Source organism: Desulfosarcina alkanivorans, assembly GCF_009688945.1.
GTDB lineage: Bacteria > Desulfobacterota > Desulfobacteria > Desulfobacterales > Desulfosarcinaceae > Desulfosarcina > Desulfosarcina alkanivorans.
In genome coordinates, this window is sequence record NZ_AP021874.1 from 6,928,982 (window position 1) to 6,954,396 (window position 25,415).

General features: G+C 58.6%; 23 protein-coding genes and 1 riboswitch. Of the genes, 13 read left to right on the forward strand and 10 right to left on the reverse strand.

Features of this window, described 5'->3' with window-relative positions; genetic code table 11:
- The first annotated feature begins 165 nt into the window (after positions 1–165).
- Positions 166–459, forward strand: coding sequence for a hypothetical protein (locus DSCA_RS30105; protein ID WP_155319939.1), 294 nt, complete (start codon positions 166–168; stop codon positions 457–459).
- Between the two features lie 214 nt (positions 460–673).
- Here the strand turns inward: DSCA_RS30105 and DSCA_RS30110 are convergent, their stop codons facing one another.
- A complete protein-coding gene (locus DSCA_RS30110; protein WP_167528016.1) occupies positions 674–1,174 on the reverse strand; it encodes a cyclic nucleotide-binding domain-containing protein in 501 nt (166 codons plus the stop codon).
- Positions 1,175–1,383: 209 nt separating this feature from the next.
- On the opposite strand from DSCA_RS30110, the gene DSCA_RS30115 reads away from it, so the two are divergent.
- From DSCA_RS30115 to DSCA_RS30125, 3 genes are all read left to right on the forward strand, one after another.
- On the forward strand, positions 1,384–2,295 hold the full coding sequence (locus tag DSCA_RS30115; RefSeq protein ID WP_155319941.1) for a DMT family transporter: 912 nt from the start codon (positions 1,384–1,386) through the stop codon (positions 2,293–2,295).
- Positions 2,296–2,363: 68 nt separating this feature from the next.
- On the forward strand, positions 2,364–2,834 hold the full coding sequence (locus tag DSCA_RS30120; protein ID WP_155319942.1) for an HAD family hydrolase: 471 nt from the start codon (positions 2,364–2,366) through the stop codon (positions 2,832–2,834).
- Positions 2,835–3,057: 223 nt separating this feature from the next.
- Complete coding sequence (locus DSCA_RS30125; protein ID WP_155319943.1) at positions 3,058–3,870, forward strand: class I SAM-dependent methyltransferase; 813 nt, start codon at positions 3,058–3,060, stop codon at positions 3,868–3,870.
- Between the two features lie 97 nt (positions 3,871–3,967).
- On the opposite strand, the gene DSCA_RS30130 is transcribed toward DSCA_RS30125, so the two are convergent.
- From DSCA_RS30130 to DSCA_RS30170, 9 genes are all read right to left on the reverse strand, one after another.
- Positions 3,968–5,797 carry an HD domain-containing phosphohydrolase gene (locus DSCA_RS30130; protein WP_197904693.1) on the reverse strand — a complete coding sequence of 610 codons (1,830 nt, stop codon included), beginning with the start codon at positions 5,795–5,797 and terminating at the stop codon, positions 3,968–3,970.
- 173 nt (positions 5,798–5,970) lie between these two features.
- Positions 5,971–8,079, reverse strand: coding sequence for a PilZ domain-containing protein (locus tag DSCA_RS30135; protein WP_155319944.1), 2,109 nt, complete (start codon positions 8,077–8,079; stop codon positions 5,971–5,973).
- A 219-nt stretch (positions 8,080–8,298) separates the two neighbouring features.
- Complete coding sequence (moaA, locus tag DSCA_RS30140; RefSeq protein ID WP_231716320.1) at positions 8,299–9,318, reverse strand: GTP 3',8-cyclase MoaA; 1,020 nt, start codon at positions 9,316–9,318, stop codon at positions 8,299–8,301.
- A gap of 51 nt (positions 9,319–9,369) precedes the next feature.
- Entirely contained in the window at positions 9,370–10,899 is a 1,530-nt protein-coding gene (cobA, locus tag DSCA_RS30145) for a uroporphyrinogen-III C-methyltransferase (protein ID WP_155319945.1), read from the reverse strand.
- Positions 10,886–11,869, reverse strand: coding sequence for a hydroxymethylbilane synthase (hemC, locus tag DSCA_RS30150; protein ID WP_231716321.1), 984 nt, complete (start codon positions 11,867–11,869; stop codon positions 10,886–10,888). Before hemC ends, cobA begins: the two co-directional genes overlap by 14 nt.
- A complete protein-coding gene (locus tag DSCA_RS30155; protein WP_155319946.1) occupies positions 11,824–12,057 on the reverse strand; it encodes an FmdB family zinc ribbon protein in 234 nt (77 codons plus the stop codon). The genes hemC and DSCA_RS30155 overlap by 46 nt, the downstream gene beginning before the upstream one ends.
- Before the next feature lie 244 nt (positions 12,058–12,301).
- Positions 12,302–13,657, reverse strand: coding sequence for a tetratricopeptide repeat protein (locus DSCA_RS30160; RefSeq protein WP_167528017.1), 1,356 nt, complete (start codon positions 13,655–13,657; stop codon positions 12,302–12,304).
- Positions 13,658–13,661: 4 nt separating this feature from the next.
- On the reverse strand, positions 13,662–15,089 hold the full coding sequence (gene selA, locus DSCA_RS30165; protein WP_155319948.1) for an L-seryl-tRNA(Sec) selenium transferase: 1,428 nt from the start codon (positions 15,087–15,089) through the stop codon (positions 13,662–13,664).
- 12 nt (positions 15,090–15,101) lie between these two features.
- Positions 15,102–16,475 (reverse strand): HDOD domain-containing protein, encoded by a 1,374-nt coding sequence (locus DSCA_RS30170; protein ID WP_155319949.1) that lies wholly within the window; start codon positions 16,473–16,475, stop codon positions 15,102–15,104.
- Between the two features lie 206 nt (positions 16,476–16,681).
- Positions 16,682–16,884: riboswitch (cobalamin riboswitch) on the forward strand.
- 225 nt (positions 16,885–17,109) lie between these two features.
- Between DSCA_RS30170 and DSCA_RS30175 the strand changes: the two genes are divergently transcribed.
- From DSCA_RS30175 to DSCA_RS30215, 9 genes are all read left to right on the forward strand, one after another.
- Positions 17,110–18,174, forward strand: coding sequence for a FecCD family ABC transporter permease (locus DSCA_RS30175; RefSeq protein ID WP_155319950.1), 1,065 nt, complete (start codon positions 17,110–17,112; stop codon positions 18,172–18,174).
- A 2-nt stretch (positions 18,175–18,176) separates the two neighbouring features.
- Positions 18,177–18,965: an ABC transporter ATP-binding protein gene (locus tag DSCA_RS30180; RefSeq protein WP_155319951.1), complete on the forward strand. Its 789-nt coding sequence runs from the start codon at positions 18,177–18,179 to the stop codon at positions 18,963–18,965.
- A gap of 3 nt (positions 18,966–18,968) precedes the next feature.
- Positions 18,969–19,913: an ABC transporter substrate-binding protein gene (locus DSCA_RS30185; RefSeq protein ID WP_155319952.1), complete on the forward strand. Its 945-nt coding sequence runs from the start codon at positions 18,969–18,971 to the stop codon at positions 19,911–19,913.
- A gap of 51 nt (positions 19,914–19,964) precedes the next feature.
- Positions 19,965–21,356: a cobyrinate a,c-diamide synthase gene (locus DSCA_RS30190; RefSeq protein ID WP_331457178.1), complete on the forward strand. Its 1,392-nt coding sequence runs from the start codon at positions 19,965–19,967 to the stop codon at positions 21,354–21,356.
- Positions 21,340–21,960, forward strand: coding sequence for a precorrin-8X methylmutase (locus DSCA_RS30195; protein WP_331457137.1), 621 nt, complete (start codon positions 21,340–21,342; stop codon positions 21,958–21,960). The genes DSCA_RS30190 and DSCA_RS30195 overlap by 17 nt, the downstream gene beginning before the upstream one ends.
- A 101-nt stretch (positions 21,961–22,061) precedes the next feature.
- On the forward strand, positions 22,062–22,796 hold the full coding sequence (gene cobI / locus DSCA_RS30200; RefSeq protein WP_155319954.1) for a precorrin-2 C(20)-methyltransferase: 735 nt from the start codon (positions 22,062–22,064) through the stop codon (positions 22,794–22,796).
- Complete coding sequence (locus DSCA_RS30205) at positions 22,783–23,841, forward strand: nucleoside recognition protein (RefSeq protein WP_155319955.1); 1,059 nt, start codon at positions 22,783–22,785, stop codon at positions 23,839–23,841. The genes cobI and DSCA_RS30205 overlap by 14 nt, the downstream gene beginning before the upstream one ends.
- 205 nt (positions 23,842–24,046) lie before the next feature.
- Positions 24,047–25,078 (forward strand): glycoside hydrolase family 3 N-terminal domain-containing protein, encoded by a 1,032-nt coding sequence (locus DSCA_RS30210; protein WP_155319956.1) that lies wholly within the window; start codon positions 24,047–24,049, stop codon positions 25,076–25,078.
- A gap of 69 nt (positions 25,079–25,147) precedes the next feature.
- Positions 25,148–25,414 (forward strand): DksA/TraR family C4-type zinc finger protein, encoded by a 267-nt coding sequence (locus tag DSCA_RS30215; protein WP_155319957.1) that lies wholly within the window; start codon positions 25,148–25,150, stop codon positions 25,412–25,414.
- Position 25,415: the final 1 nt, after the last annotated feature.

Below are 25,415 nucleotides of genomic sequence, written 5' to 3' on the forward strand. Positions count from 1 at the left end.
CCGGTTCGGTTCGGATTTCCGGCGCCATCCCGAAAAGAAACGGTGGCTGTGTTTCGTTGGCGGCTTATATTGAGGGGGCATCGATCATTGCTGACCGTCCGACCGGTTTTTTTAGCGTACGAGCGAAGCCGGAGCGCACCATTACCATAGAGGAGGACTGGTAACATGTGGGAACAGATTAAAAAATACATCATCATCGGCCTTATCATCGCCGCCGGATACTATATCCTGAGTCACCATTTCATTTACTATAACCGGTCTTTTTCCCTGATGCCCAAAGAAGAACTGACCCTCAAATACACCTTCTACAGCATGGACAACAAACGTCCGGAAACGATCCTGAAAGTCGATGAGCTGCGTTGGGCCGGCATCGGCGATATCATGGTGGAGAAAGAGATTGTTTCCGACAGCCGGATGCGGATGCTTGAGGACAAGGCGGAGATGGCATCGGATGAGTGATGCGGCGTTGGAAAAAAATGCGTCGCGAAGGCATCCGTTAGCCGCCGGATGCGACGCCCGTCCAGTGCGTGACGTGTTTCCTGTTTTCCCGGATGGGGCTTTTTCACTGCTGGTCTCCGGTGTCCGGTTCAGACTTGTTACCCCAAGGCAGGGCACTCCCCCCGTGACAGGCATGTTGAGGATGGCCGTCGAACGCCGATGAGGAGACCGGGTGTCATCCCATGGGGAGCATGTTGTCTGCCAGACGGTTGGATGCCTTTTTCAGGTTGATGCTGAGCAGGGTGGCCAATCCTTTCAGAATGCTGATCCCGATATCCGCTTTTTTTTCCAGAATGTCCTCGAAGGCCGAACGGGGAAAAACCGCCAGCCTGACCCTGGAGCGGGCAACGACCGTCGATGATCGTGGAAAATTGTTGATGATGGACATCTCTCCGATGGATCTTCCCCTTCTTAATGTGGCCATGACCTCACTGCTGTCGGGGCCGGTTTTTTTGGTCACATCCAGTTCCCCGCTTTCAATGAAACAGACAAAATCCGCCCTGTCCCATTCCCGGAACAACACCTCCCCGGGATCCAGGTCTACAAAATTCATCCGGACGGCGACTTCGAAAAGATCCTCTTTTTCCAGAAACTCAAACAGGGGGAGGTTGATGATAAAATCGACCAGTTCCTTTTCGGGGTCCGGCGATGCCGGCGCCAGTTGTTTTTCCAGCATTTTTTTTCCTGTCATTTTTGGGAATTCCCCGTTAATTCATGACGCATCTGCGTCGGGGAAACAAATCTCTGGCGATTTCGCGGCAAACCAGCTACAACCAATGGCCGGTGCCTGTGTTATCGGCACCGGGACATGAGGACGTTAATTCAATTGATCCAAACCCTTTTCCAACAGAAAGTCAAGGATTGACCCACCCGGAACCCACTCCAATGCTGAGCACCTATCTGAAATTGCTGATGACCGCCGTTTTCTGGGGCGGCACCTTTATCTCCGGCAGAATGCTGGCGGAATCCGTTGCGCCGTTTTCGGCTGCATTTTTTCGATTTCTCTTCGCCGCGGTGTGCCTGTATGCCATTATCTGGCGCAGGCAGGGGAAAATTCCCGGGTTGGAAAAACAGCAGATATTGCCCGTGGTGCTGCTGGGGTTGACCGGCGTATTTGCGTACAACGCATTTTTCTTCAGTGGCTTGAAGCTGGTCGCCGCCAGCCGGGCATCTATTATTATCGCCAACAACCCCATTGTCATTTCTGCGCTGTCCATGCTGTTCTTCAAGGAATTTCTCTCTCCAGCCAAGATCCTCGGCATTCTGATTTCCGTTGCCGGCGCCATTACCGCCATTTCCGGTGGCGATCCGTTGGCCCTGTTTTCCGGCGGCATCGGCCGGGGGGATCTGTTTATTTTTGGCTGCGTGATCAGCTGGTCGGCCTATTCGCTGTTGGGAAAACGTGTCATGCGCGACCTTTCACCGTTGACGGCCGTGTCCCACTCGGCGGCCGTCGGTGTGCTGGCGCTGCTGATCCCGGCCTGTGTGGAAGGCATGCCGACGTCGGCGCCGGGCTATTCCCTGGCCGATTGGGGCAACCTGGCCTATCTTGGATGGTTTGGAACGGTTCTGGGGTTTGTCTGGTACTACGAAGGCATCCGGGTGGTCGGGCCGTCCCGGGCCAGCCTGTTTATCAATTTTGTTCCCATCAGTGCGATCTGCCTGGCCAACCTTATTCTCAACGAGCCCTTGACGCCGTCACTTCTCGTGGGAGCCGTCCTGGTGATCGGCGGCGTTACCTTGAACCACCTGCCTGTGCCGGGTTTTCACAGGGCTCGATTAAAAGCGCCGTCATGAACCACGGGCGGATGCTTGTCCACCCTGTTAAAGGCGGTTCATGGGGCCAGACATGAAAGGAGATTCTCGTGTTATCCACAGCCATTCCCGGTTTTGGTGAACTGGCGCTTGAGCATTTGGTGCTGGACTATAACGGAACGCTTGCCGTGGACGGTGTTTTGCTCCCCGGTGTCAAAGCGGCACTGAATGCAATTGCAGAACACCTGACGGTCCATGTGGTCACTGCGGACACCTTCGGAAAAGCGGCTGACGGCCTCGATGGGGTCCATTGCCAATTGACCGTTTTACCGCCGGGGCGCCAGGACCAGGCCAAGGTCAACTTCGTCAACCGGCTGGGTGCGGAGCGGACGGCCAGTATCGGCAATGGCCGCAACGATTCACTGATGCTGGCCGCCTCCGCCCTGGGTATCATCGTTATCCTCGCGGAAGGTGCTTCCGCCATAAGCCTGAATGCCGCAGACATTGTCTGCACGGATATCGTCTCGGCGCTTGAACTGCTCGGACATCCATTGCGTCTTACGGCCACCCTGAGAACATGAGGTCCTCTGCGATAACCCGCCCTTGGCATGATGGGCGCTGCATTGACTAATTTCTATGACGATGTTAAGTGGAGGCCGCCAATAATGCTGACCAACGGTGATGCCTGTGGGGTATCGGGAAGAAAATGATTGTTGAAAGGCACCATGAACCCAGTCCAAAAAGACAAGACGTCGATTTCTGAATGTTACACCACGCTTTCATACGGGTTAAGGATCGAAAACGATGTCTGATTTAAGTTATTTCATGGAAAATGATGATGAAACGCTTCGCCTTGAAATAAAAACCGACCTGGACAATGTGAAGCGCCAGGCGCTTTGGGCCGGCCTGCGTCCGGGAATGCGTGTGGCGGACCTTGCCTGTGGACCGGGAAAAACCACCCAGTTGTTCCACGACCTCGTTCAACCTCAGGGAAGCGCGGTGGGAATTGACGGGTCAGCCAATAGAATTGCTCATGCCGAAAAAACGCATAGCCCCAACGGTCCTGCCTTTTTCTGTCGCAACCTGCTCGAGCCCCTGGATGACATAGCGCCCTTTGATTTTATCTGGGTGCGCTTTTTTCTGGAATACCATAAAACCGACGCCTTTCAAATTGTCAAGAACATCAGTCGCCTGTTGAATCCGGGAGGCATCTTGTGCCTGGTGGATCTCGATTATAATTGTCTCAGCCACTATGGCATTCCTGAAAGAATGCAGCGAACGATTTCCCGGGTAATTCATGTCCTGGAGAACAAAGAGGACTTCGATCCCCGTGTCGGCATCAAGCTGTATTCATTTCTATACGACCTGGGGTTCGAAAATATCGATGTCATGATGGAGCCGCATCACCTGATATTTGGCGAATTGGGCGCGGTGGACGAGTTTAACTGGACCACCAAGGTTGAAGTCGCGGTCAAGAAGTTCCAGTTTTTGCTGGATGAATATGAAAATGGATATGATGCGTTTTATGATGAGTTCAAAAAGGCGTTCAGCAATCCACGGCGCTTTACCTATACACCGCTGATATCCTGCCGCGGACGGCGTCCCGCAGGCGGATAACCGCATTGGTTCATTCCGATGGCGGCAGGCTGGTTTTACCGGTGCTTGCGGCCACCATCAGGCTGGGGCGGGCGCCGCTTGGTCGGGGAGCAGGGGCTCAACCCACTTTTTTCATGGGAATCACTTTTTTCGGAAAGTGCATTTCGGCTTTCTTAATCTGCTTGTCGTAAAACTTGACAAACGCGTCAACGATCTTCTCATCGAAGTGGATGCCCCGACCCTTTTCCAGGAGGCGGAATGCGTAGCTGATCGGCAGCGGGTCGCGATAGTGGCGCTTGGCGGTGACGGCCTCGAAGAAATCGGCCACCGCTATAATCCGTGCCCCGAGTGGAATCTCTTCGCCTTTCAGACCGTTGGGGTAGCCGCTGCCGTCAATTTTTTCATGGTGGGAACCGGCAATTTCCGGGACCTGGCTGAAGATCCCCTCAAAATTGACTTGTTCAAGGATCTTTTGCGTTTTTTCCGCGTGGGTTTTTACCTTCTCATATTCTTCCTGTGTCAACCGCCCCGGTTTTTTCAAGATGGCATCCGGCACACCGATTTTTCCATAGTCGTGCAGCAGGGACGCGACACGAATCATTTCCCGGTAGTTGGCCGACAGATTCAATTCTTCGCATATCCCCATCGCATAGTCGGTGACTTTTTCCGAATGGCCGGCTGTCAGAGGGTCTCTGGCGTCGATGCTTGCCGCCAGCACCTGCAGAATGGAGTCGAACTGACGCTGGCGGGCCTCCAGCAGGTCGGTATTGCTGATGCTGATACCAATGATCGAAGCGATTCCCATGAGAAGACTCAGATCGCTTTGCACCAGGGGGCGCTTGGAGCGCAGGTTGTCGACCGCCAGGACGCCAATGGATTTGCCGTCGCAGATAATGGGGCAGCATATGAAAGATTGCGTGCCCATCTGGTGGGCAAAGGCCAGGCTTCGCCTGGACAGGCTGTTTCCGATTTCTTTGATGTCATTGATTAAAAATGGTTTCTTCTCTTTGCAGGAAACGACAAAAACGCCCTTTGAATTGGGGTTGTCCAGGTGAAAGGCAGCCTTTTGGATGTATTCCAGCTGCCGGTCGTTATACCCGAATCCGGCGGCAAACGACAACAGGGTCCTTTTCTCATTGACGAGAAGGATCAGCCCGCGGTCATAGTCGAGCCGCTTTTCAAAAATAGAGATGGCCTGGGAAAGCACATCCGCTTTATTGGTCAGGTTGGCGATGGTCTGGCCGATTTCATTGGCAGTCCGCGTAATGTTATAGTTGATTTCGATCTGGGCGGCGAGCTGATCCGACGATTCCTTGAGATTGAATGCACTGGCTTTTAATTCTCTTTTCTCTGTATTTTCCGCAATCAGCATTACCAGCATCAGGGCGGTTAAACCCAAAAAGATCATCGGAAGGGTGACGAAACCGGCATCAACGATCAGCAGGGCCGTGAACAGCGGAATCAGCAGCAGTATCATCAGGTTCCTGATCTTCTTCCATATGGATGATATCTGCATATCCCATGAGATGATGTATCGGCAGCATTTACCGCCGGTGAACATGCATTCCGTGTGTTCGATCTTAGGCGGCTTGGAGTTGAATACCAAGGAGATGGCTTCCATAAAACCGATTCGATTCTGGCATTGAAAAGGCTCTTCCTTTACACCGGGGTATGGGGTGACCGTGATCTCTATTTTCTGGGGGCTTATTTTCCGGGATTTATAGGAGGCGGATTTTACGAATTTTTCCGTTGTCTTGCCAATGAGTTCGTAGACGGTGGACGGGTCGACGAGCCCTAAAACGTATTGGCGCATCATGCCGATGGCATCCGGGGATGCCGCATACTGGCCCGCTTCCCGGGCAAGAAAAGGGTTGCCCGTTTCGCGAAGCGCTTTCTCATAAAACAGGTTGATCTGCTGCTGGTTGAACCAGTGTCCCTGGTCGGCCACCTGGTATGGCTCCATGCCGGCATAGGCGATCAATTCATTGATATTTACAAAGCCGTACTTGTTTTTGATCAGCTTGATGAAGGAATCAACGATTCTGCTGTTGTAAATCCCGGGCCCTGTCGTCTTCCGGCGATTTCCCCATGTTCGACAACGCCTTTTCCATTGCTTTGGCCTCAATGCTTGATGAATTTCAACAGCCGTTTCAGATATCTGAAGTAATCATCAGTATGGTTCATGCTCAAAATCCACAGATTGTAGGTTTTTTCCGTCGGAACCTTCAATCGCTCAGCGCTTTGCGCCGGGTAGGTGAGCACCGGTAGTTCGTCAAGGTGAAACCGGTTGAACAGTTCCACCAGGCTGGCCTGTATGATGGGATAGCTCAGGCCTTCATGTTTGAGGATGATGAATTTGGCCGAATTGGTCAGATCGGACATGTTCAGGCCAATATCGGCAATATCGATCATGATTACCGCTTTCAGTTCACCCGCCATTTTGATCGAATAGAGGTGCCGGGAACGGACCAGGCCGATCTGGTCAAACGCCGCTTCCGTCTCCCGGATGTCGTGGTTGTCTGCGCCCAGGTCCAGGGCATGGATCATCAAGCCGCCGGAATGTTCCTCGTAGTGGCACTCCAGGTCGCGAAGGTCGCTCTCGGTGACGGGTGCAAGGTGCCAGCCCGCGGGAAGCGGGTTGGCGCTCTGTTCGCTTTTCCGAAAATGGAAGTAGGAAAAACGATCGATGGAGCATCCCCCGGGGTTCTGAATATGTTTGGCGGCGCCGCCGAAAACATGGTTTGGAAATTTATTTTCCGGCCGGTAGTAGCAGAAGACATAATTCATCTTGATGGAGTTGAGCCGGTGCGAGTCATTGATGAAACTGCCGATCTGGTTGAGCACGGCCAGGCCGCCCCGGTTCGTTGACGATCGAATGGCCGCATGGTGATGGATCAGCCAGGCGTTTTCGTAAAACCGCACCATGGCCATGTGGGCCAGAATCAGGCCATTTCGCTGATGAATGAAGTGCCGGGCGATCTCGGGACTTTCGGTGTACAGCTTTTTGTAGGTCGCTTTGATGCGGACCTTGTTTTTTTCTATGAATTCGTATTTTTGCGGGTAGATGAAGCCGGTTTCAAAGAAAAAGTTCCACAGGTCGTCCAGGTTGACCCGGTGGCATAGGTAGGAATTCTTATTGCCGGTCTGCTGGATGAGGGACAGGACTTTAATATGCTCGTCCGCGGGCATTTCCAAAATGGCAATTCCGCAACGGAGCATGCCGGCCTGTTCCGCGTCTTCGATGGACAGACTGTAAACCACCTGGGCGGCGCAGGTGACATGGGAGCCATCCCCGAAACAGATTTGAAGGTCCGGGATGATCAAGCCCGGCAACAGCACTGCATGGCTGACCTCCTCCCGGACAGCCAAGCCTGAGCCGGACAGATCCATCACTTCCAGGTGGATCTGCTTTTTAGAGAACGGATGGACGAAACTGATGGTTGGCAAGGGAACCATCTTCTGGCGGGTGCTTCTGAACTCTTTGGGCCTGAACCGCCGAATATGCCGCCGGGCAGGCTTCAATATCCATTCCTGGCTCTTGTGCCCATGGGTTTGTTTGATCACTCGGCATTCTCCGGAATAAAGGGTCCGGCTGCCGTCGAAAAGAATGACATTCACGGGCAAGTCGATATCCATCCACTCAAACGTCTGGGGAGGCGTCGTCCGCGCTTTAACCCGAAAGGAAAAAGCGGAAAAATCGAGCATGGATCCGTAGAACAGGGCCCCGTTCTGAGTCACATATACGTTGATGTCCATGCATCGGTGCCGCCTGGTGCTTCTGGCCTCTGCGGCACTGCAGGTTTCCGGTAAAATGAGGCGGATGGTTTCGTTGTTGATTTCCAGCACATCCGGTGCAGCCACGATAAACCGCTTGCCGTCAGGGATGAGGATGTTCTGAAAACAAAAGTCGTCCGGATGGTCGATGATGCCGCCTGCATCCTGTTGCCAGCGGCATGTCAGCCGGTTGTCCTGGCACGGCAGCGGGCTGGCCTTGATGGACAGGGTGCGGTGGTATCGCTTGTGTTGAAAATTGACGAAAATAGACTTGTCGAGAAAATTGGAGTAGTTGAGCTTGTCGATCAGTTGACGCTGGCTGATCGGTTTGGTTTTGCATGCATCCTCAGAAACGGGGGATGCGGGGGTGCTGGGGGTGGAGATGAGCTTTTTTTCGTTGGGACTGACCGCAGTGTCTGCCTGGGCAGTATCCGAATACAGGTTTGCCCGTTCCATGGCTGAGCCTCAGTGTCGACGTACCGTATCAATGCAATAGAAACAAAGGAATTGCTGTTCAGAACCAAGCTGCCTGGATGACCAGAACGAACTTTTCTGCACTCATCCACACAAACCGTTAGCATAAATTCCCTTTTGATGCAAGGGGTTATATAGAACAGACGCCTTTTCCGGATGGTAAGGGGAACGAAGGGGAAACTACCAAGGGGTTGTGGTTGGTCAGCCGCCGATACCCTGCATCTGGTCTTTTACGGTTGTGAACCCATTGGGGCAAAGATCATGCCTGGCCGCTTTTTGCCGCACCGCGGTTCTAAATATTTCAGCGATCTGTTCATCTGATCCGCCATTTCTCAACACCTCTTTGACGGGCTCATGGTGGTCCGAAAGCAGGCAGGCACGAAGCTTTCCGTCTGCCGTCAGGCGCAGCCGGTTGCAATGGCTGCAAAAATGATGGCTCAACGCGCTGATGAACCCGACTTCTCCACGGGCGCCTGCGATGCGGAAGCGCCTGGCCGGCCCGTCGCTGTATCCGTTGTCCACCGGAATCAGCTCGCCGATGGTGGCGATCATTTGCTGGATTTCCGGTGTCAGAATCTGATCCGTGGAACTGGTCCTGCTGTTTCCGATGGGCATGTATTCGATAAAACGGATGTGGAACGGATGGTCTATTGACAGCCTGCCGAAGTCGAGGATTTCGTCATCGTTGATGCCCCGCATGGCCACGACATTGATCTTGATGGGCGCGAAACCGATTTTCCGGGCCCGCTGGATGCCCTCCCAAACCCGATTGAACTGATGGTAGCCGGTGATCTGGGCGTATTTTTCCGGGTTCAGCGAGTCCAGGCTGACGTTGATGCGGCGAATGCCGGCGTCGAATATGCGCTGGGCGTTGGCAGCCAGCAGGACGCCGTTGGTGGTCAGCGATACATCTTTCAATTCCGGGATACGGGCCAACCGGCCCAGCAGGTCAATGGCCCCTTTTCTGACCAGGGGCTCTCCGCCGGTGATGCGAACTTTTCTGATACCGAGCCGGATGCCGATCCTTATCAGACGCAGGATCTCTTCGTAGCTCAGGATGTCGTCATGACCCAGTTTCGGGATGCGGCCCTCCGGCACACAGTAAAGGCACCTGAGATTGCAGCGGTCGGTAATGGAAACCCGTAGGTAGTTCAAATGACGTTTTTCACGGTCGACCAACTCGCCGACCGGGGCCATGCTGTTGTCCATGCTTTTTCCCATTGCAGTTTTCCGGCGCCACCGGCTGTTGCTGCGCAGTGCTTTCGCGCTGCCTTACGCCTGATGGCCCAAAATGGCCTGAATCAGGCCGGGGATCGTGTAGGTTTGCGCCTCCATGGTCACCGACAGGCCCAGATCCCTGGCCGTCTCAGAGGTAATGGGGCCGATACTGGCCACTGTGACACCGTCCATCAGGTCTCGGACGCGGTCCGGCGGCAGCAGCCGGTGAAAGTTTTTCACGGTAGACGAACTGGTGAAGGTCACCATGTCGATGGTCCCGTCTTCGAGACGGGCGATCAATTCTGCGGCGTTGTCTTCCACGCGCCGGGTTTCGTACACCGTCACCTCGTCCACCGTGGCGCCCATGCGGGTCAACTCGACGGGGAGCACGCTGCGCGCTTCTTTTGCCCGGGGCAGTAAAATCCTGCTGCCCTTGACCGGTGTGGCGGCAAAAGCATCCACCACGGATTCGGCGCGGTAGCTTTCCGGAACAATGTCGCTTTTCAGTCCCCGGGCCTGGAGCCGGTGGGCGGTTGCAGGCCCGATGGTGGCCGTCTTGATGTGCCCCAGCGCCCGAACGTCCAGTCCTTTTTCGATGAGGCGCCGAAAGAAAAAATCCACCCCGTTGACGCTGGTAAAGACGATCCAGTCATACCGGTCGAGGGCTTCGATGGCCTTGTCTGCCGGTTCCCAGTCCTTCGGCGGTACCACCCGGATGGTGGGGCACTGAATGCATTCGGCGCCATATTCCGTCAATTGCCGAACCAGTCCGCTGGCTTGCTCACGGGCCCGGGTGACCACGATGCGTCGTCCCATCAAGGGTCGGTTTTCGAACCACCGCATGGTTTTTCGCAGGTTGACCACCCCGCCAACGATGATGATGGCCGGGGCTTTGATGCCTGCCCGCCGGGTCTCATCGACGATGGTGGCCAGTGTGCCGGTTACGGTTTTCTGCTTGGGGGTGGTTCCCCAGCGGATCACTGCCACCGGGGTGTCCGCCGGTCGCCCGTTGGCAGCCAGGTTGCCGGTGATGGTCGGCAGGTTCTTGACCCCCATAAAGAAAACCAGGGTGCCGATGCCGGTCGCCAGCGCTTTCCAGTCCACACTGGATTCGGATTTGGTGGGGTCCTCGTGGCCGGTGACAAAGGCCACGTCCGACGTATAGTCCCGGTGGGTCAGGGGGATCCCCGCGTAGGCCGACGCACCGATGGCGGCGGTAACACCCGGAACCACTTCGAAGGGAATGCCCGCGGCGATCAACACTTCCGCTTCTTCGCCGCCCCGGCCGAAGATAAAGGGATCTCCTCCCTTCAGCCGGGCCACCGTGTTACCCTGCCTGGCCTTTTCCACGATCAGGGCGTTGATGCCATCCTGGGGAAGGGTGTGATCGCCTCCCTTTTTCCCGACATAGATCATTTCCGCATCGGGATTGGCGTGTGCCAGCAAGGCCGGCGACGCCAGATAGTCGTAGACGACCACATCGGCCATGGCAATGCAGTCCACGCCCTTTACCGTGATCAGGCCGGGGTCGCCCGGGCCGGCACCCACCAGAAACACGCGGCCTGTTTTATCATTGCTTTGCATCTGCGTTCAGCCTTTCCAGAATTTCTCCGGCACCTTCGGCCAGAAGCGCTTCAGCCAGTTCCAGTCCGACCTTTTCGCTCCCGGCTTCAGGCCCGGTCAGGGCCTGTTTGATCTGGTGGGAGCCGTCCACATCACAGACCAGGCCGGTGAGGGTGTAGCCCTTCTCGTCGATATGCCCGTGACCGGCAATGGGAACCTGGCAGCCGCCTTCGAGACGATTTAAAAATGCACGCTCGCCCATCACCACCCGCCGGGTGGGCAGATCGTCCAGGGCAGCCACCACCGATGCGATGCGCGGGTCTTTCTCCCTGGTTTCGATGCACAGGGCGCCCTGGCCCACGGCCGGCAGCATGATCGATTCGTCCAGGGTCTGGGTGATCCGGTCCGCCAGTCCCAGGCGGCGAATGCCGGCGGCGGCCAGGACGATGGCATCCAGCGACTCGCTTGCCAGCTTTTTCAAGCGGGTGTCCAGGTTGCCGCGCAAGGGAACGATCGTCAGATCGGGCCGTGCATGCAGGAGCTGGGCCGAGCGGCGGAGGCTGCTGGTACCCACACGCGATCCTTTTTTCAACTGGTCGAGTGGCCGTCCGCTGCGGGTGATCAGGACGTCACGGGGCTCTTCCCGCTCGGGAATCGCACCGATGCACAGGCCGTGGGGAATATCGGCGGGCATGTCTTTCATGCTGTGCACCGCCAGGTCGATGCGGCCGTCCAGCAGGGCTTCTTCGATCTCTTTGACGAACAGGCCTTTGCCGCCCACTTTGGCCAGCGGCACATCGAGAATCTTGTCCCCCCGGGTCTTGATGATGGCCAGTTCTACGGTGATCTCCGGATGGTGCCCGCTGATGGCATTTTTGACCCAGTTGGCCTGCCACAGCGCCAGCTGGCTGCCCCGGGTGCCGATGGTGACGGTGCCGCCGGCCATCAGTGACCACACCCGGCGCAGCTGGAGGCGCTGCACCCGGTGCATGAGGAGGCGCCGGCCGACTGACTCACGGTTTCGCCGCCGCTGCCCTTGCTGACAAAGCCACAGGTGGACATGAGGCGGCAGACCTTGTTTGCTTTGCAGTCGGGGCACTGGTCCGGCTCGCTGCCGCCCAGGACCAGATACTCGAAATTGTGACCGCATCCGTTGCAGTGGTACTCATAGATGGGCATGGAAGGGGTTCTCCTTGTTTTTGATCTTTCTCAACGTTCGCATTTACAAGGTTCCAGCGGCGGGCCGCGTGGAAACTCATCCGGATGGCATTTGTTTTTCTTGGGCCGTTCCTTTCGACCGTTGCCGCCGATTCACCGTCAGAAAGGTCTACAATAAGCACAAAAGCCCTGATAACAACCTTCGCCGGTTCAGGCCGGTCAACTTCGGTTGAATGGCATGGCCGCCCGTCTTCCCGGCCTTCTTTCAGGAAGCCTTGGCCGCCATCATGAGCTCCTGCGTCGCCTCGATCTGCGAACGGCTGCCATGGCCGAGGCTGTCGGCCAGTTCAAATTCTGCCAGTGCATGGTCCAACTTGCCCTGATTCAGGTACACGTTTCCCAGACGATGTCTGAAAACCCCATCGTCCGGGCGCAGGCGGACACTTTGCTCACACAGCACGGCAGCCACGTCCAGGCTTTCCCCCAGCCGGGTGTAAAGCTGACCTAAAATCGAGAGCGCGTCCGCATCTTCGGGATATATTTTGACCACGTTTTTGTAGGCCTGGATGGCTTCCCGGGTCAGCCCCAACGCATCCAGGCAGGCGCCCAGACTTTTGAATGCCGGCCCCGAGCGGGCGTTGATGCGGACAGCGTCCTCCAGGTAGGGCCTGGCTTTTTCATTTTTTCCCATTTCCACAAGCGTCTGGCCGATGTGAAAGACCACTTCGAACACGTTCGGTTCGCGGTCGTCGGCCTGCCTGAAGCATTCCAGCGCCAGCTCCCGGTTTCCCTGGAGCAGGAGGACATACCCTTTGTTGTAGATGGCCATCACGTCCTCCGGTGCCAGCCAGATGGCCTTTTCGAAGGCGGCCAGGGCATTGTCGTAATCTTTCAATACCCCATGGCACACCCCCAGGCTGTTTTGCAGATTGACGTCCGCGGGATCGAGCAGCAGGCCTTTTTGGAATTCATCCATGGCGGCGGTGATATCCCCGGCCTGGTAATGGCGGTCCCCGCTGATGTTCAGACTGACCGCATCGAACCGGGTAATGGTCCCCGGGCCGAAGAAGCCGGCGTGCTCGAGGGCTTTTTCCGCATTATCGACGATCTGGCCGCGCGTATAATTGATCGTCGGGTAGGTGGCAACGCCGATGGTGATGCGCGGGCGCCCGTTATCGGTGACAGCATCCATCAGTTTCCGGGCCAGCCTCCCGCCGTCGGTGACGGCCAGATGGGGGAGCACGCAGACCAGACGGTTTCGACCGGTCTTTGCCCAGGCACCGTCATGCGCCCGGCATAATCTGGCGACGGGCATGGCGGCGTCTTCCCCTAAACCGGTTTCCTCCTGACCGTCCGGCCTTTCCCTGGATGGCCGGTCCATCCTGACCGCAAGGGCGCACAGCATGGACGCGGTGGCCATACGGGTGTCGATGGCATCGGCCAGTCCCTTCCGGTCGAGCATGTCGGGGAAAAGGGCGTTGGGGGGCGCGACCGCGGCATTATCCCTGTCGGTGCAGATTTCCTTTTCGCTGCCTGCATCTATAAGGTCTTCGGAAGGGGAGAAGAGGAATTCCTTTGTCGCGCTTCGATTCTTGAACAGCTCCGGGGTTTGTTTTGCCATCGATTTACCTTCTCTCGGTGCCATGGGCCAGCATGTCTGCAAATGCCTTAACGATAATATCCAGTTCTTCTTCCTGTAATGTACGGGGATCCATAATGAATCGACCGTTTTCGATTCTGCCGATAATGGGCGGAGTATGGCTGCGCATCCACAACTCGACGGCATTGGCCGATATCCCGTCGACGGTAACCCCTGCGCAGCAGCTGGGCAGGTCCAGCATCGGCAGCGAACCGCCGCCGGCCTTCGAGGAATAATCGAGCAGTTCAACCGTGAGCGTTCTGCCGGGCAGTCCCTCAAGACGGGATTTGAGTGCTGCCGCCTGTGCCCGGATGACCGTCAGCGGCGTGGTCAGCATCCTCAAGGTGGGAACCTGTTGCACCGCCTGCTGCTCGTCCCGGTAGAGCCGCAAGGTGCCTTCCAGGGCCGCCAGGGTCATTTTGTCGATTCTCAGGGCCCGGGTCAGCGGATTGGCCTTGATCCGGTCGATGTGTGAGGTGTCACCCAGGATGATGCCGGTCTGGGGGCCGCCCAACAGCTTGTCACCGCTGAAGGTGACGACATCCACCCCGGCGGCCAGAGATTCCTGGACGGTGGGCTCCTTGTCCAGCCCATATTTGGAAAAATCCACCAGGGTGCCGCTGCCCAGGTCTTCCATCACGGGAAGATGATGGCGCCGGCCGATGGATACCAGGTCGGCGAGGGACACCGCAGCCGTGAATCCAACGATGCTGTAGTTGCTGGTGTGGGCCTTGAGCAGCAGGCCGGTCTGTTCACCGATGGCGTTTTCGTAGTCCCGGGGGTGGGTCCGGTTGGTGGTCCCCACCTCTTTCAGGATGGCCCCGCTTTTGGCCATGACGTCCGGAATTCGGAAGGCCCCGCCGATTTCCACCAGTTCCCCGCGGGACACAATCACTTCGCGACCGGTGGCCAAGGTGTCCAGGCAAAGCAGAACGGCAGCGGCGTTGTTGTTTACGACCATGGCGGCCCGGGCGCCCGTCAACTCGCACAGGATGTCTTCGACGGTACTGTAACGGGAACCCCGTTGTCCCTTTTCCAGGTCAAACTCAAGGTTGGAGTACCGGCTGGAAATTGTCGTCAATTGGTCCAGAACCGCCGGTGCGAGCAGAGAACGGCCCAGGTTGGTGTGCACCACGACACCGGTCGCGTTGACGGTGCGTTTCAGCTTAAGGGCCGTGGTTTTGCAGGCCCGTTGCTTCACTTCCGCCACCAGCGTGGCTTTGGAAAAACAGCCGTCGTCCACCGGTGCTTCGGATTCGAGTATCCGTCCCCGCAGGGCCTCGATGACGCCGCGGATGGCGGGAAGCAGGACGGTTTTGGGAATGTCGTCGAACAGTCGGTCCCTGGCCCCATACTCGAGAATACGGTCTACACCGGGGAGCTGTTTCAACTGAGCCTGTTTGCGTTTATCCATAGAGTTGGGTTCTCAATCGGTTGAGGGGTTAAGCTCGTCGTTGGTCTTTTCCACGGCTGGCTCGAAAACTTTCCCCGGGATCAGATCGACGAGGTCGCTTAACTGGGCCGTGGACAGGTCGATCCGTGCCAGGTGGTCGGTCAGGTTGTTAGTCCCCATGCGCTCCAGTTCGAGGCCGGAGTGGAATCTGGACATCAGCAGATCCGCCAGGTAGACGATGGTGGTCAATGCGTCGCTGTTTCGGGACTGGGCCGGATTGTGGTGATATCGGATCGCATCGGTAAGCGGCGCAGGCAAGGACCATTTTCGGGCCAGCAACGCCCCCACCCGGGTATGGTCCATACCCAGGATTCGGGTTTCCACATCGATGATTTCCGATTGGCGGTCCTGGAATTCCCGATAGAGCATCGGGTAGGCACCCGTGATATACTGATCGAGGACCACCTTGCCGATATCGTGAAGCAGTCCGGCCGTGTAGGCGACGCCGGGAACCGCTTTTCCTGTCGTGGCGGCAATTTTCTGAGCAATCATGGCGGTGCCGATGGCGTGGTGGTACAACCCTCCCTTGCACAGGCTGTATCCATTGCCCACCTGATTGAAGTAGCTCTGCACGGCTGCCGAAATGACCAGCCTGATAAACAATTCCTGTCCGAGAAAGACCAGGGCATGCCCTAGAGACGCCACGTCGTGGCGTTTGGTGAACATGGCCGAATTGCACAATTGGATGGTTCTGGCACTGATCACCTGGTCTTTTTTTACCTCTTCGGTGACTTTTTGGATGTCGTAACTGCCATCATCGGTGATCCGCAATACCTTCAAGGCGACCTGGGGGATGGGTCTGATTGCTTCAATGGCCTGCTGGATGTCTGCATTTGTCGGCGATGATTCGGCGATGGTCGTGTCCACCGCATCGAAGCCGGCGGGCTGGATGCTGCATTCCCAGTGCCGCATGTCCAGTTCAAGGCAGCAGGTGAAAAAACCGCCGGTTTCCGCACCGGCCACCTCAATCCCCTCGTTGTGGAGCGCGATGTAGACGTTTTCAGCCGTTCTTCCACCGATATCCAGATTGATGTCCTGGGATGTCAAGGGCCCCACCAGGGCACCGCCGGCCACCACGGCCTTCATGTTTTCGCGGGTGGCGCCCATTTGCTTCAGCTGCTGCAGGAATATCGGAATGCCGGTGGTGGCGTACTTTTCAGGCTGATCCAGGCTTCCGGCACTGACCGGCTCCGGTAACAACAGGTGGATAAGTCCTCCGACGCCGGCCGTGTCATCAAAAACGGCAACGCCCACACAGGTGCCTAAAAATGCCTGAAGCAGGCGGGAATCGGTATTGCCGGTTTCGAAAGACCCGGAGGCCACATGATATTTTTTTAAGACTCCCATTCTGGGCGGCCTTCCATTTTATGGAATTATCAACCTGAAAGCATACCATCAGTATCATATGGTTTTCAACCATGGATCTCCTTTTTTCACCAGCAGGCGATCCCTGATGCCCGCGGGAAATTTTAACCGGGAAGAAGCGTTTCGAATCCCTGCGCCGGGCGATAGGCTGGCAGATGTTTTGGGCATTGACAGGGCGGGGCATTTAACTTACAAGCGAAGATAAAGGTGCGTTTCGCTTAATAGGGAATCCCGTGAAAACCGGGAGCGGTCCCGCCGCTGTAACCCCTGCCCCTTTACACGGAACGAAAGGGAACCGATGGACCATGTGCCACTGCTCCGGGATGCCGGTGTGGGAAGGCGCCCATCGGGTGGGGAAAGCCAGAAGACCTGCCTTTCCTGGGTGCCGGAGACGCCTTCCTGGAAAAGGGTTCCCGGCCGTCATATGTCTGGGGCCAAGTAAACCGGGTGCAACCCTTCGAACCGTTTGACAGGTTTGAAGGGTTTTTGTTTTAGGCCACTGCCGTTGCCGGTTCGCGACGGGGAGCCGGCGGAGGACGCCCCTTCTGCCGGCAGAAGGCTGGGACCCTTGGCTAAAATTGACAGGAACCATCGCGGGCGCGAGAACGGATTAATTATGCCCGACGCAACACCCGACAAATCGATCCGGCGCCTGGGCCGCTGCAGCCGCCTCCTAACCGGTCTGATGGTCCTGGCGCTGCTGCTGACCATTATCCTGTCGGCCGGCATGGGTTACCTGAAGATCGCCTGGGTGGATGTGCTGCGGGTCGTCGGCGGCAGCCTGACGGGCAACGCGGCGCTGACCAGCGGGCTGGACGAACTGACCCGGGTCGTCATCATGGAGGTCCGTCTGCCGCGAATCCTCACCGCTGCTGCGGTGGGCGGCGGACTGGCCCTTTGCGGGGTGGTGTTCCAGGGCATCCTGCTCAATCCCCTGGCCGATCCATACACCCTTGGGGTTTCCGCCGGCGCCGCTTTCGGCGCTGCCCTGGCCCTCCTGCTGAACCTGACGGCGGCGGGCATTTACAGCGTCCCGCTGTGCGCCTTTATCGGGGCAACCGCCACCCTGGTGCTGGTCGTCTACCTCAGTTCGTCGGCCGGTGGGGCCAATGCCAACAACCTGATTCTTTCAGGCATCATCGTGGCGGCGATCCTGTCCGCCGGCATCAGCTTCCTGAAGTTTGTGGCCGACGAGCAGGTTTCGGTGATCATTTTCTGGCTCATGGGCAGTTTTGCTTCGAAAACCTGGGCCGATGCTGGCCTGACGTCCGCCTTTCTCCTGGTCGGCCTGGCGGTCTTCATCTATTACGCCCGTGATCTGAATCTGCTGTGCCTGGGGCGACGGGCCGCCGGATCGCTGGGTGTAGATGCCCGGCGGGTTCCCTGGATCCTGCTTGTCACTGCGTCTCTGGTGGCCGCCGCCTGCGTGGCCGTATCGGGGATTATCGGTTTCGTGGGCCTGCTGGTTCCCCACATGATGCGTGCCCTGGTGGGGCCGGATAACCGGCGCCTGCTGCCCATGTCCCTGTTCGGGGGGGCGATCCTGCTCCTGTGTGCCGATACGGTGACCCGTGCCGTGCTGCCCCATGAGATCCCTATCGGGGTGCTTACGGCACTGATCGGCGGGCCTTTTTTCTGCTATCTGTTCCGCAGGCGCCAGACCGGTGGAAAGGGCTTTTGATCATGAGCTTTTCCCTTTCCGGAATCGGTTTCGCCCATCCGGGCAAAACCATTTTTAAAGATCTGGACCTCAATCTCGCGTCCGGCCGCTTTACCGGCATCATCGGTCCCAACGGCTGCGGCAAGACCACGCTGCTGGACCTGATCTGCCGGCACCGAAGGCCCCAGAATGGTGATATCCGATATGCCGGCCGGCCCCTGGCCGCCTTCGGCCGGCGGGCGCTGGCCAGGCAGATTGCACTGGTGCCGCAGGATTACCGCGTCAATTTTCCATTTACTGTCGAAGAGGTGGTGTCCATGGGGCGATATCCCCATACGCCGCGATTCGGCGCCCCCTCCGCCGAGGACCGGGAGCGGGTTGCCCGGACCATGGCCGAGTGCGATGTGCTCGCCTTCAAGGACCGTCCCGTTACCACCTTGAGCGGGGGAGAGCGCCAGCGGGTGATTTTTGCGCGGGCGCTGGCCCAGGATACCCCGGTGCTGGTACTGGATGAGGCCACCGCCAACCTGGACGTCTGCCACGCCCTGACGATGCTGGACCGGGTGGCCGGCCTGGTGCAGGCTGAAAACCGGACGGTGATTGCGGTGTTTCAGGACCTGAACCTGGCATCGGCATACAGCCAGGAGATGGTGATGATCAAAGCCGGCCGGGTCGTGGCAGGCGGTCCCACTGAAGATGTGCTGACGCCGCAGAACCTGAACACCGTATTCGGCATCCAGGCCCGGGTGTCCGTTGACGATTTTACCGGACGACTTCAGGTCCGATATAAAAGGAGCCGATTGGGGGATTGAAGGATGGGGAATAGACAGATTTCATTCTGGGTTGCGGCCGTATGGCTGTTCCTGGCGGGAGCCGGGCTGGCCGGCGACCTTCAGGTGGATCCATCCGTGGTGGACGGCGGACCCTACCACCGGATCATCTCCCTGTACGGTGCCCATACGGAGAACCTGCTGGCCCTCGGGGCGGCCTCACGGCTGGCGGGCATCGATGGCCAGTCCGTCCATCTGCCCGGGGCAGGGGGCAAAGCGGTTTTTTCCTACCACGACGATCCGGAACGGTTTCTGGCCGCCCGGCCGGACCTGGTGCTGATCCGGCCGATGATTGCCCGCGGGTATCCCCGGCTGGTGCGGCGGTTGCGTCAGAGCGGGATCCGGGTGGTGTCGCTGCAGCCCACGACCGTGGACCAGTTGGCGGGATACTGGTCCCTGCTGGGGCAGCTTGCCGATCGGGAGCCGCAGGCCGACCGGATGATCCGCGTTTTCGAGCGCTCGGTGGCCGGCTTTAAGCGCCTGTCGGCACAGGTGCAAAAACGGGAGCGGGTATATTTCGAAGCCATCCACAGCAAAATGAAAACCTTCACCCCGCAGGCCATGGCCATTTTTGCACTGGAGACCGCCGGCGGGATCAATGTGGCTGCCGATGCGCCGGTGCGTGAAAACAATAACATCGCCGTTTACGGCAAGGAACGGCTGCTCTCCCATGCCGCCGAAATCGACGTGTTTCTCTCCCAGCAGGGGGCAATGAACCAGACATCGGTGGCGGCCATCATGGCCGAACCGGGGTTCGGCGTCATCAGGGCGATCAAAACGGGGCGGGTGTTCCAGGTGGACGAAACCATGGTTTCGCGGCCCACCCTCGGGCTGCTCAACGGAATCTACCACATCGGCTGTCTGCTCTATCCGGACCTGTATGGTTCCGCGGGGCGAGACATACTGGCGTCCGCCGGCATCGACGGTTGACGCCGCGGACCAGAGGGGACTTTTGAGGAGGTCGCGATCAAAGGCATTGTCATTGCCGGCACCCACAGCGGGGCCGGTAAAACCACCATTACACTGGGGCTGATGGCCGCACTTACGGCCAGGGGGCATACCGTTGCCCCCTTCAAAGTGGGGCCGGATTTTATCGATCCCGGCCACCACAGCCGGGTCACCGGGCGTGCCAGCCGGAACCTGGACGGCTGGATGCTCTCCCAGGCCTATAACCTGGACCTTTTCGCCCGGCAAGCCGGCGGCGCCGACATCGCCGTGGTGGAAGGGGTCATGGGCCTGTTCGACGGCTACGACGGCCGCAGCGAGGCCGGCTCCACCGCCCAGATGGCCAAGTGGCTGGATCTGCCGGTGGTTCTGGTGGTGGGCGCACGAGCCATGGCCCGCAGTGCCGCCGCCCTGGTACAGGGATTCGAACGGTTTGACCGCGGCGTGTCCTATGCCGGGGTGCTGTTCAACCACCTGGGCAGCGATCGCCATCTGGATTATCTGAAGGATGCCATGGACGGCCATGTGCACATGCCGGTGCTGGGCGGTGTGTTGCGTGATGAAACGATCGCCATTCCCGAGCGGCACCTGGGGCTGGTGACCCGTGATGATCACGATATGACCGATGCGGATCGCATCCGTCTGGCCGGGCTCGTCGAACGTCGACTCGACCTCGACGCGTTGCTGGAAGGGCTGCCTGAAATCGATCTTCAGGGGCGTCCATCGAGGCCGGTCCCCATGGGAAAGCCTGCCGGTGTGCGCATCGGTGTGGCCCGGGATGCCGCCTTCTGTTTCTACTATCCGGACAACCTGGAACTGCTTGCGGCGGCCGGTGCCCAGCTGGTCTATTTTTCTCCCCTGGCAGACAACCGTCTGCCGGAGGGGCTGGATGGCCTTTATTTCGGAGGGGGATATCCCGAACTGCATGCCAGCGACCTGGCCGATAACCGTCCGCTGCGGCAGGAAATCCGGCAGTTGAGCCGGAAGAATATGCCCATTTACGGCGAGTGCGGCGGATTCATGTACCTGTGCCGGGAGATGGGCGACACCCATGGTGATGTGTTCCCCATGACCGGTTGCCTGCCTTTCGGCACCCGCATGCTGGACCGGCTCAAGGCCCTGGGATACCGGGAGATTGCCCAGACGCAGCCCTCCGTGCTGGGACCGGCCGGCCAGATCATGCGGGGGCATGAATTTCATTATTCCACCATCGCCGATGGCGCCGGTGGGGTGTCCGGGGTCTACCGGGTGACCGACCGGGCCGGCATGGAGACGCCCGCCGAAGGTTTTGCGGCCGGCCAGACCCTGGGCAGCTACGTCCACCTGCATTTCGGCAGCTGTCCACCCGCCGCCCGGTACTTTGTAGACGCCTGCCGGCAGTGGCGCGATAAAACGAAGAGTAAAGGATTGAATGATGAAACCCAATGAGATCGAGCGGTTGAGTTTTCAGATGATTGACGGCGAAGCCGGCGTCCACGACTTCCCGCCGGATCAGTGGCAGGTGGTGCGCCGGGTGATTCATACGAGCGCGGACTTTGAATGGCAGGGGATGATCCGGCTGCACCCGGAGGCCATTGCGTCCGGGGTGGCCGCGATTCGCAGCGGCTGTGCCATCATTACCGACACCAACATGGCGCGGGTGGGCATCCGCCAGCGGGACCTGACCCGCTTTGGCGGCGCGGTGGCCTGTTACATGGCCGATGAACGGGTCGCCGAGACGGCCGCCCGGGAGGGCATCACCCGGGCCAAGGCGGCTGTGGACGTCGCTTTGCCGGCGCTCGCCGGCGGTATCTACGTCGTGGGAAACGCCCCCACGGCCCTGCTGCGGCTGATCGAACACATGGAGGCGGGCCGGGTGCGCCCGGCCCTGGTGGTCGGGCTGCCGGTGGGCTTTGTCAACGCGGCCGAATCCAAGGCCCTGCTGCTTGGGTGTGACGTCCCCCATATTACCAACGTGGGCCGCAAAGGTGGCTCCAACGTGGCTGCGGCCGTGGTCAACGCACTTATTGTCATGGCCGGCGAAAAAGACTGAGCCGGTTTGTTTTTTCAGAGGGCACAACAACGAGAAACGATTACCCGCTGCTGAACGGCTTCAGCCTTCAGCCTAAAAACCTATTTCTAACAGGCGACACCATGAACACTATCCAATACGGAACGCTTTACGGCATCGGCGTGGGGCCCGGTGACCCCGACCTGATCCCCCTTAAATCGGTCCGGATCATCAACCGGGTCGAGGTGATCTTCGCGGCCTCCTCCACCAAAAATGAACACAGCCAGGCCGTCACCATTGCCGCCCCCCACATTCCCGAAAACAGCGACGTGCGGCTGCTGCCTTTTCCCATGACCAAGAACCAGGCCGAAAAAGAGGCCTGCTGGCAGGCCCATGCCCGCACCATCATCGCCGAACTGGAAACCGGGCGAGACGTGGCTTTTCTCACCCTGGGCGATTCCCTGACCTACGCCACCTACGGGTATGTCCTCAAGTATGTGCTGGCCCTGGCGCCCGACGCACCGGTGGTCACCATTCCCGGTATTACGGCCTATCAGGCTGCGGCCGCCCGGGTGAACCGTCCGCTGGTGGAAGGCGAGGAATCCCTGCTGGTATTGTCCGGCGTCGAGGGGGGCCACCGCCTGCGCCAGCTTTCGGAAACCGTGGATAACGTGGTTTTCATGAAAGCCTACCGCAACGCAGGGGATATCATCGACGCCCTGAAAGAGAAGCACATGATTGAAAACAGTGTGGCCGTGGCCAATTGCTGCCTGGCCAACGAAGAGGTGATCGAAGACGTCAACACGTTGAAGCAGCGCAAACCGGGGTACTGGACCCTGGTCCTTGCCAAGAAAAAAAGCACCCATGAGGCAAGTTGAGGCGCGGCTGCCCTATGCGGCCCTGGCGATTTCAATGGCCTGCTCCCTTCTGCTGGTCGGCTGGGGGTGGCTGAACCTGGATGGGCTGACCGCCGATCGGCTGGCCCGGCGCCTCATCGTCCCACTGACCCGCCTGCTTGTTTTCATCGCCCTGGGACTGGTGGTCGGGCAGACGATCGAAGCCACCGGCTGGACCCGGCGTCTGGCCGTGGTGGCCGCTCCCCTGTTTCGCTTCAGCAACATAGGCCCTCGCTGTTCGGCCGCTTTCACGACAGCCTTTTTTTCCGGTGTGGCCGCCAACGCCATGCTGCTGTCCTTTTTCAAGGAGGCGACGATTACCCGGCGGCAATTGTTTCTGGGCAATCTCATGAACCAGCTGCCGGCTTATTTTCTTCACCTGCCGACCACCTTTTTCATTGTCATCCCCCTCACCGGTCGTGCCGGGGCGCTTTATTTTCTGCTGACGTTTGTGGCCCTGGTCCTTCGGACCCTGCTGGTGATGATATACGGCCGTCTGTTCTGCACGTCGGATTGGGTCTCGGAAGCGGCGGTCGACCCCGTGGCGCAGCGGGGCAAAGACCGGCGGGAGCCCATGGGAATCGTTCAGGCCATCCGAAAACGGATGCCCGGGCGGCTGATCCGCATTGCCGTTTACGTGGTTCCCATCTACACCCTGGTGTTCATGGTCAACACCATGGGCGGCTTTGATGCGGCACGCGAGTGGCTGGCCCGGTTCGTGGTCACGAGCCTGCTGCCGGTGGAGTCCCTGTCCGTTGTCATTTTAAGCTTTGCCGCAGAGTTTACCTCCGGCTTCGCCGCTGCCGGCGCCCTGATGGAGGCCGGGGTCCTGACGGTCAAGCAGACCGTGATTGCGCTTCTGGCGGGCAATGTCGTGGCATTTCCCGTTCGTGCCCTGCGCCACCAATTGCCGCGTTATATGGGGATTTTCTCGCCGGCCATGGGCCTGCAGCTGCTGCTTCTCGGCCAGACGCTGCGCGTCATCAGCCTGGTGGTTGTCGGGGTTGGGTATTACTGGCTTTTTTAAACGCGGCAAGGATTCGAGGATTCAGGGGAAGAGGCGTCCAACCGACGTCTGATCGATCGGCAATATGGGGTGCCTGGTTTCAGGTACAAAGACGATCCGGGAGTCTACATGCAATTGCACTGGTCTGGAACCCTTGACCCCTCCATCCCTTTGTGGCTCAATAGAGAGATCCCTGGGCCAGAAATACAACCTGGAATAGAGACCCATGCATCCTTCCGAAAGTAATTTTCTGGCCGGCCAGCGCTTGATGGTCGGCTTTGACGGCACCGATTTCAACGATGACCTGGAATTCCTTATCGGTACGCTGCAGGTGGGGGGGCTGATTCTCTTCTCCCGTAATGTGGATACACCCGATCAGATCCGGCATCTGTGCCGTGACTGCCAGTCTTTCGCTGCCAGCTGCGGCCTGCCGCCACTGTTCATTGCCATCGACCAGGAGGGGGGGCAGGTGGCACGGCTCAGGGCGCCCTTTACCCAGTTTCCCGGAAATCCGGCCATGACGCATCCCGACGACGCCGCCCATTTTGCCCGGGTGACCGCCGGAGAACTCACCGGTGTGGGAATCAATATGGACATGGCGCCGGTTTTGGACGTTGCCCCCGAAGGGGTGGAAAGCGTCATGGCCGGCCGTGCCTTCGGCAGTGACCCCGGTTGGGTCGCCGCCATGGGAGCCACGATGATCGACCATTTTCAGCGGCGCGGCATCATGGCGGTGGCCAAGCATTTTCCCGGCATCGGGCGCACGGTCCTGGACAGCCACCTGGCATTGCCCGACCTTGACATCGATGCCAAGACCCTGGCCGATTCGGATCTGGTTCCCTTCCAGGCCGCCATCCATGGCCGGGTGGCCGGCATCATGCTCTCCCACATCCGTTATGCCGGTATCGACCCGGTATGGCCGGCCAGCTTGAGCCCGGCGGTCACCGCCGACCTCCTGAGAGGCCGGATGGGGTACCAGGGTGTCGTGATGACGGACGACCTGGACATGGGGGCGATCAAACCCAACCTCACCATCGACACGACCATCGGACAGATCATGATTGCCGATGTGGACATCGCCCTGATCTGCCACAAAGGGCCCGATATCCAGGCGGCGTGTGAGAAAATCCGCAAGGCGCTGGTTGCCGACAGGGGGCTCCGGCGGATGGGCGTGCGTTCGGTGGAACGGATTCTGCGCTTGAAGCGCAGGTTCCTGGCGGGGCCCTGGGCCTTGAAATACGAGAACCCGAGGGGTTGACGACCGGTTCCGATAGATTGTATTCATGGTCCGATCAATAGTCGGCAGACTTTGAAGTAGGAGGAACTTATGGCCGGAGGCTGGTCCCGCGACGGGGCCGTTCAGGATCAGATAGACGCCAGTGTCGAAGATGCCGTCAAGCTGGCCAGGAGCCGATTGCCCGATGGCGAGGGGTCAACCCATTGCGAGGAATGCGAACGCCTTATCCCCGAAGCTCGCCGCAGGGCCGTTCCCGGCGTTCGCCTGTGCGTCAGCTGCCAGTCGGCGCTCGAAAAAAAACAGACCGATACCACCGGTTTTAATCGGCGCGGAAGCAAAGACAGTCAGCTGAAGTAGG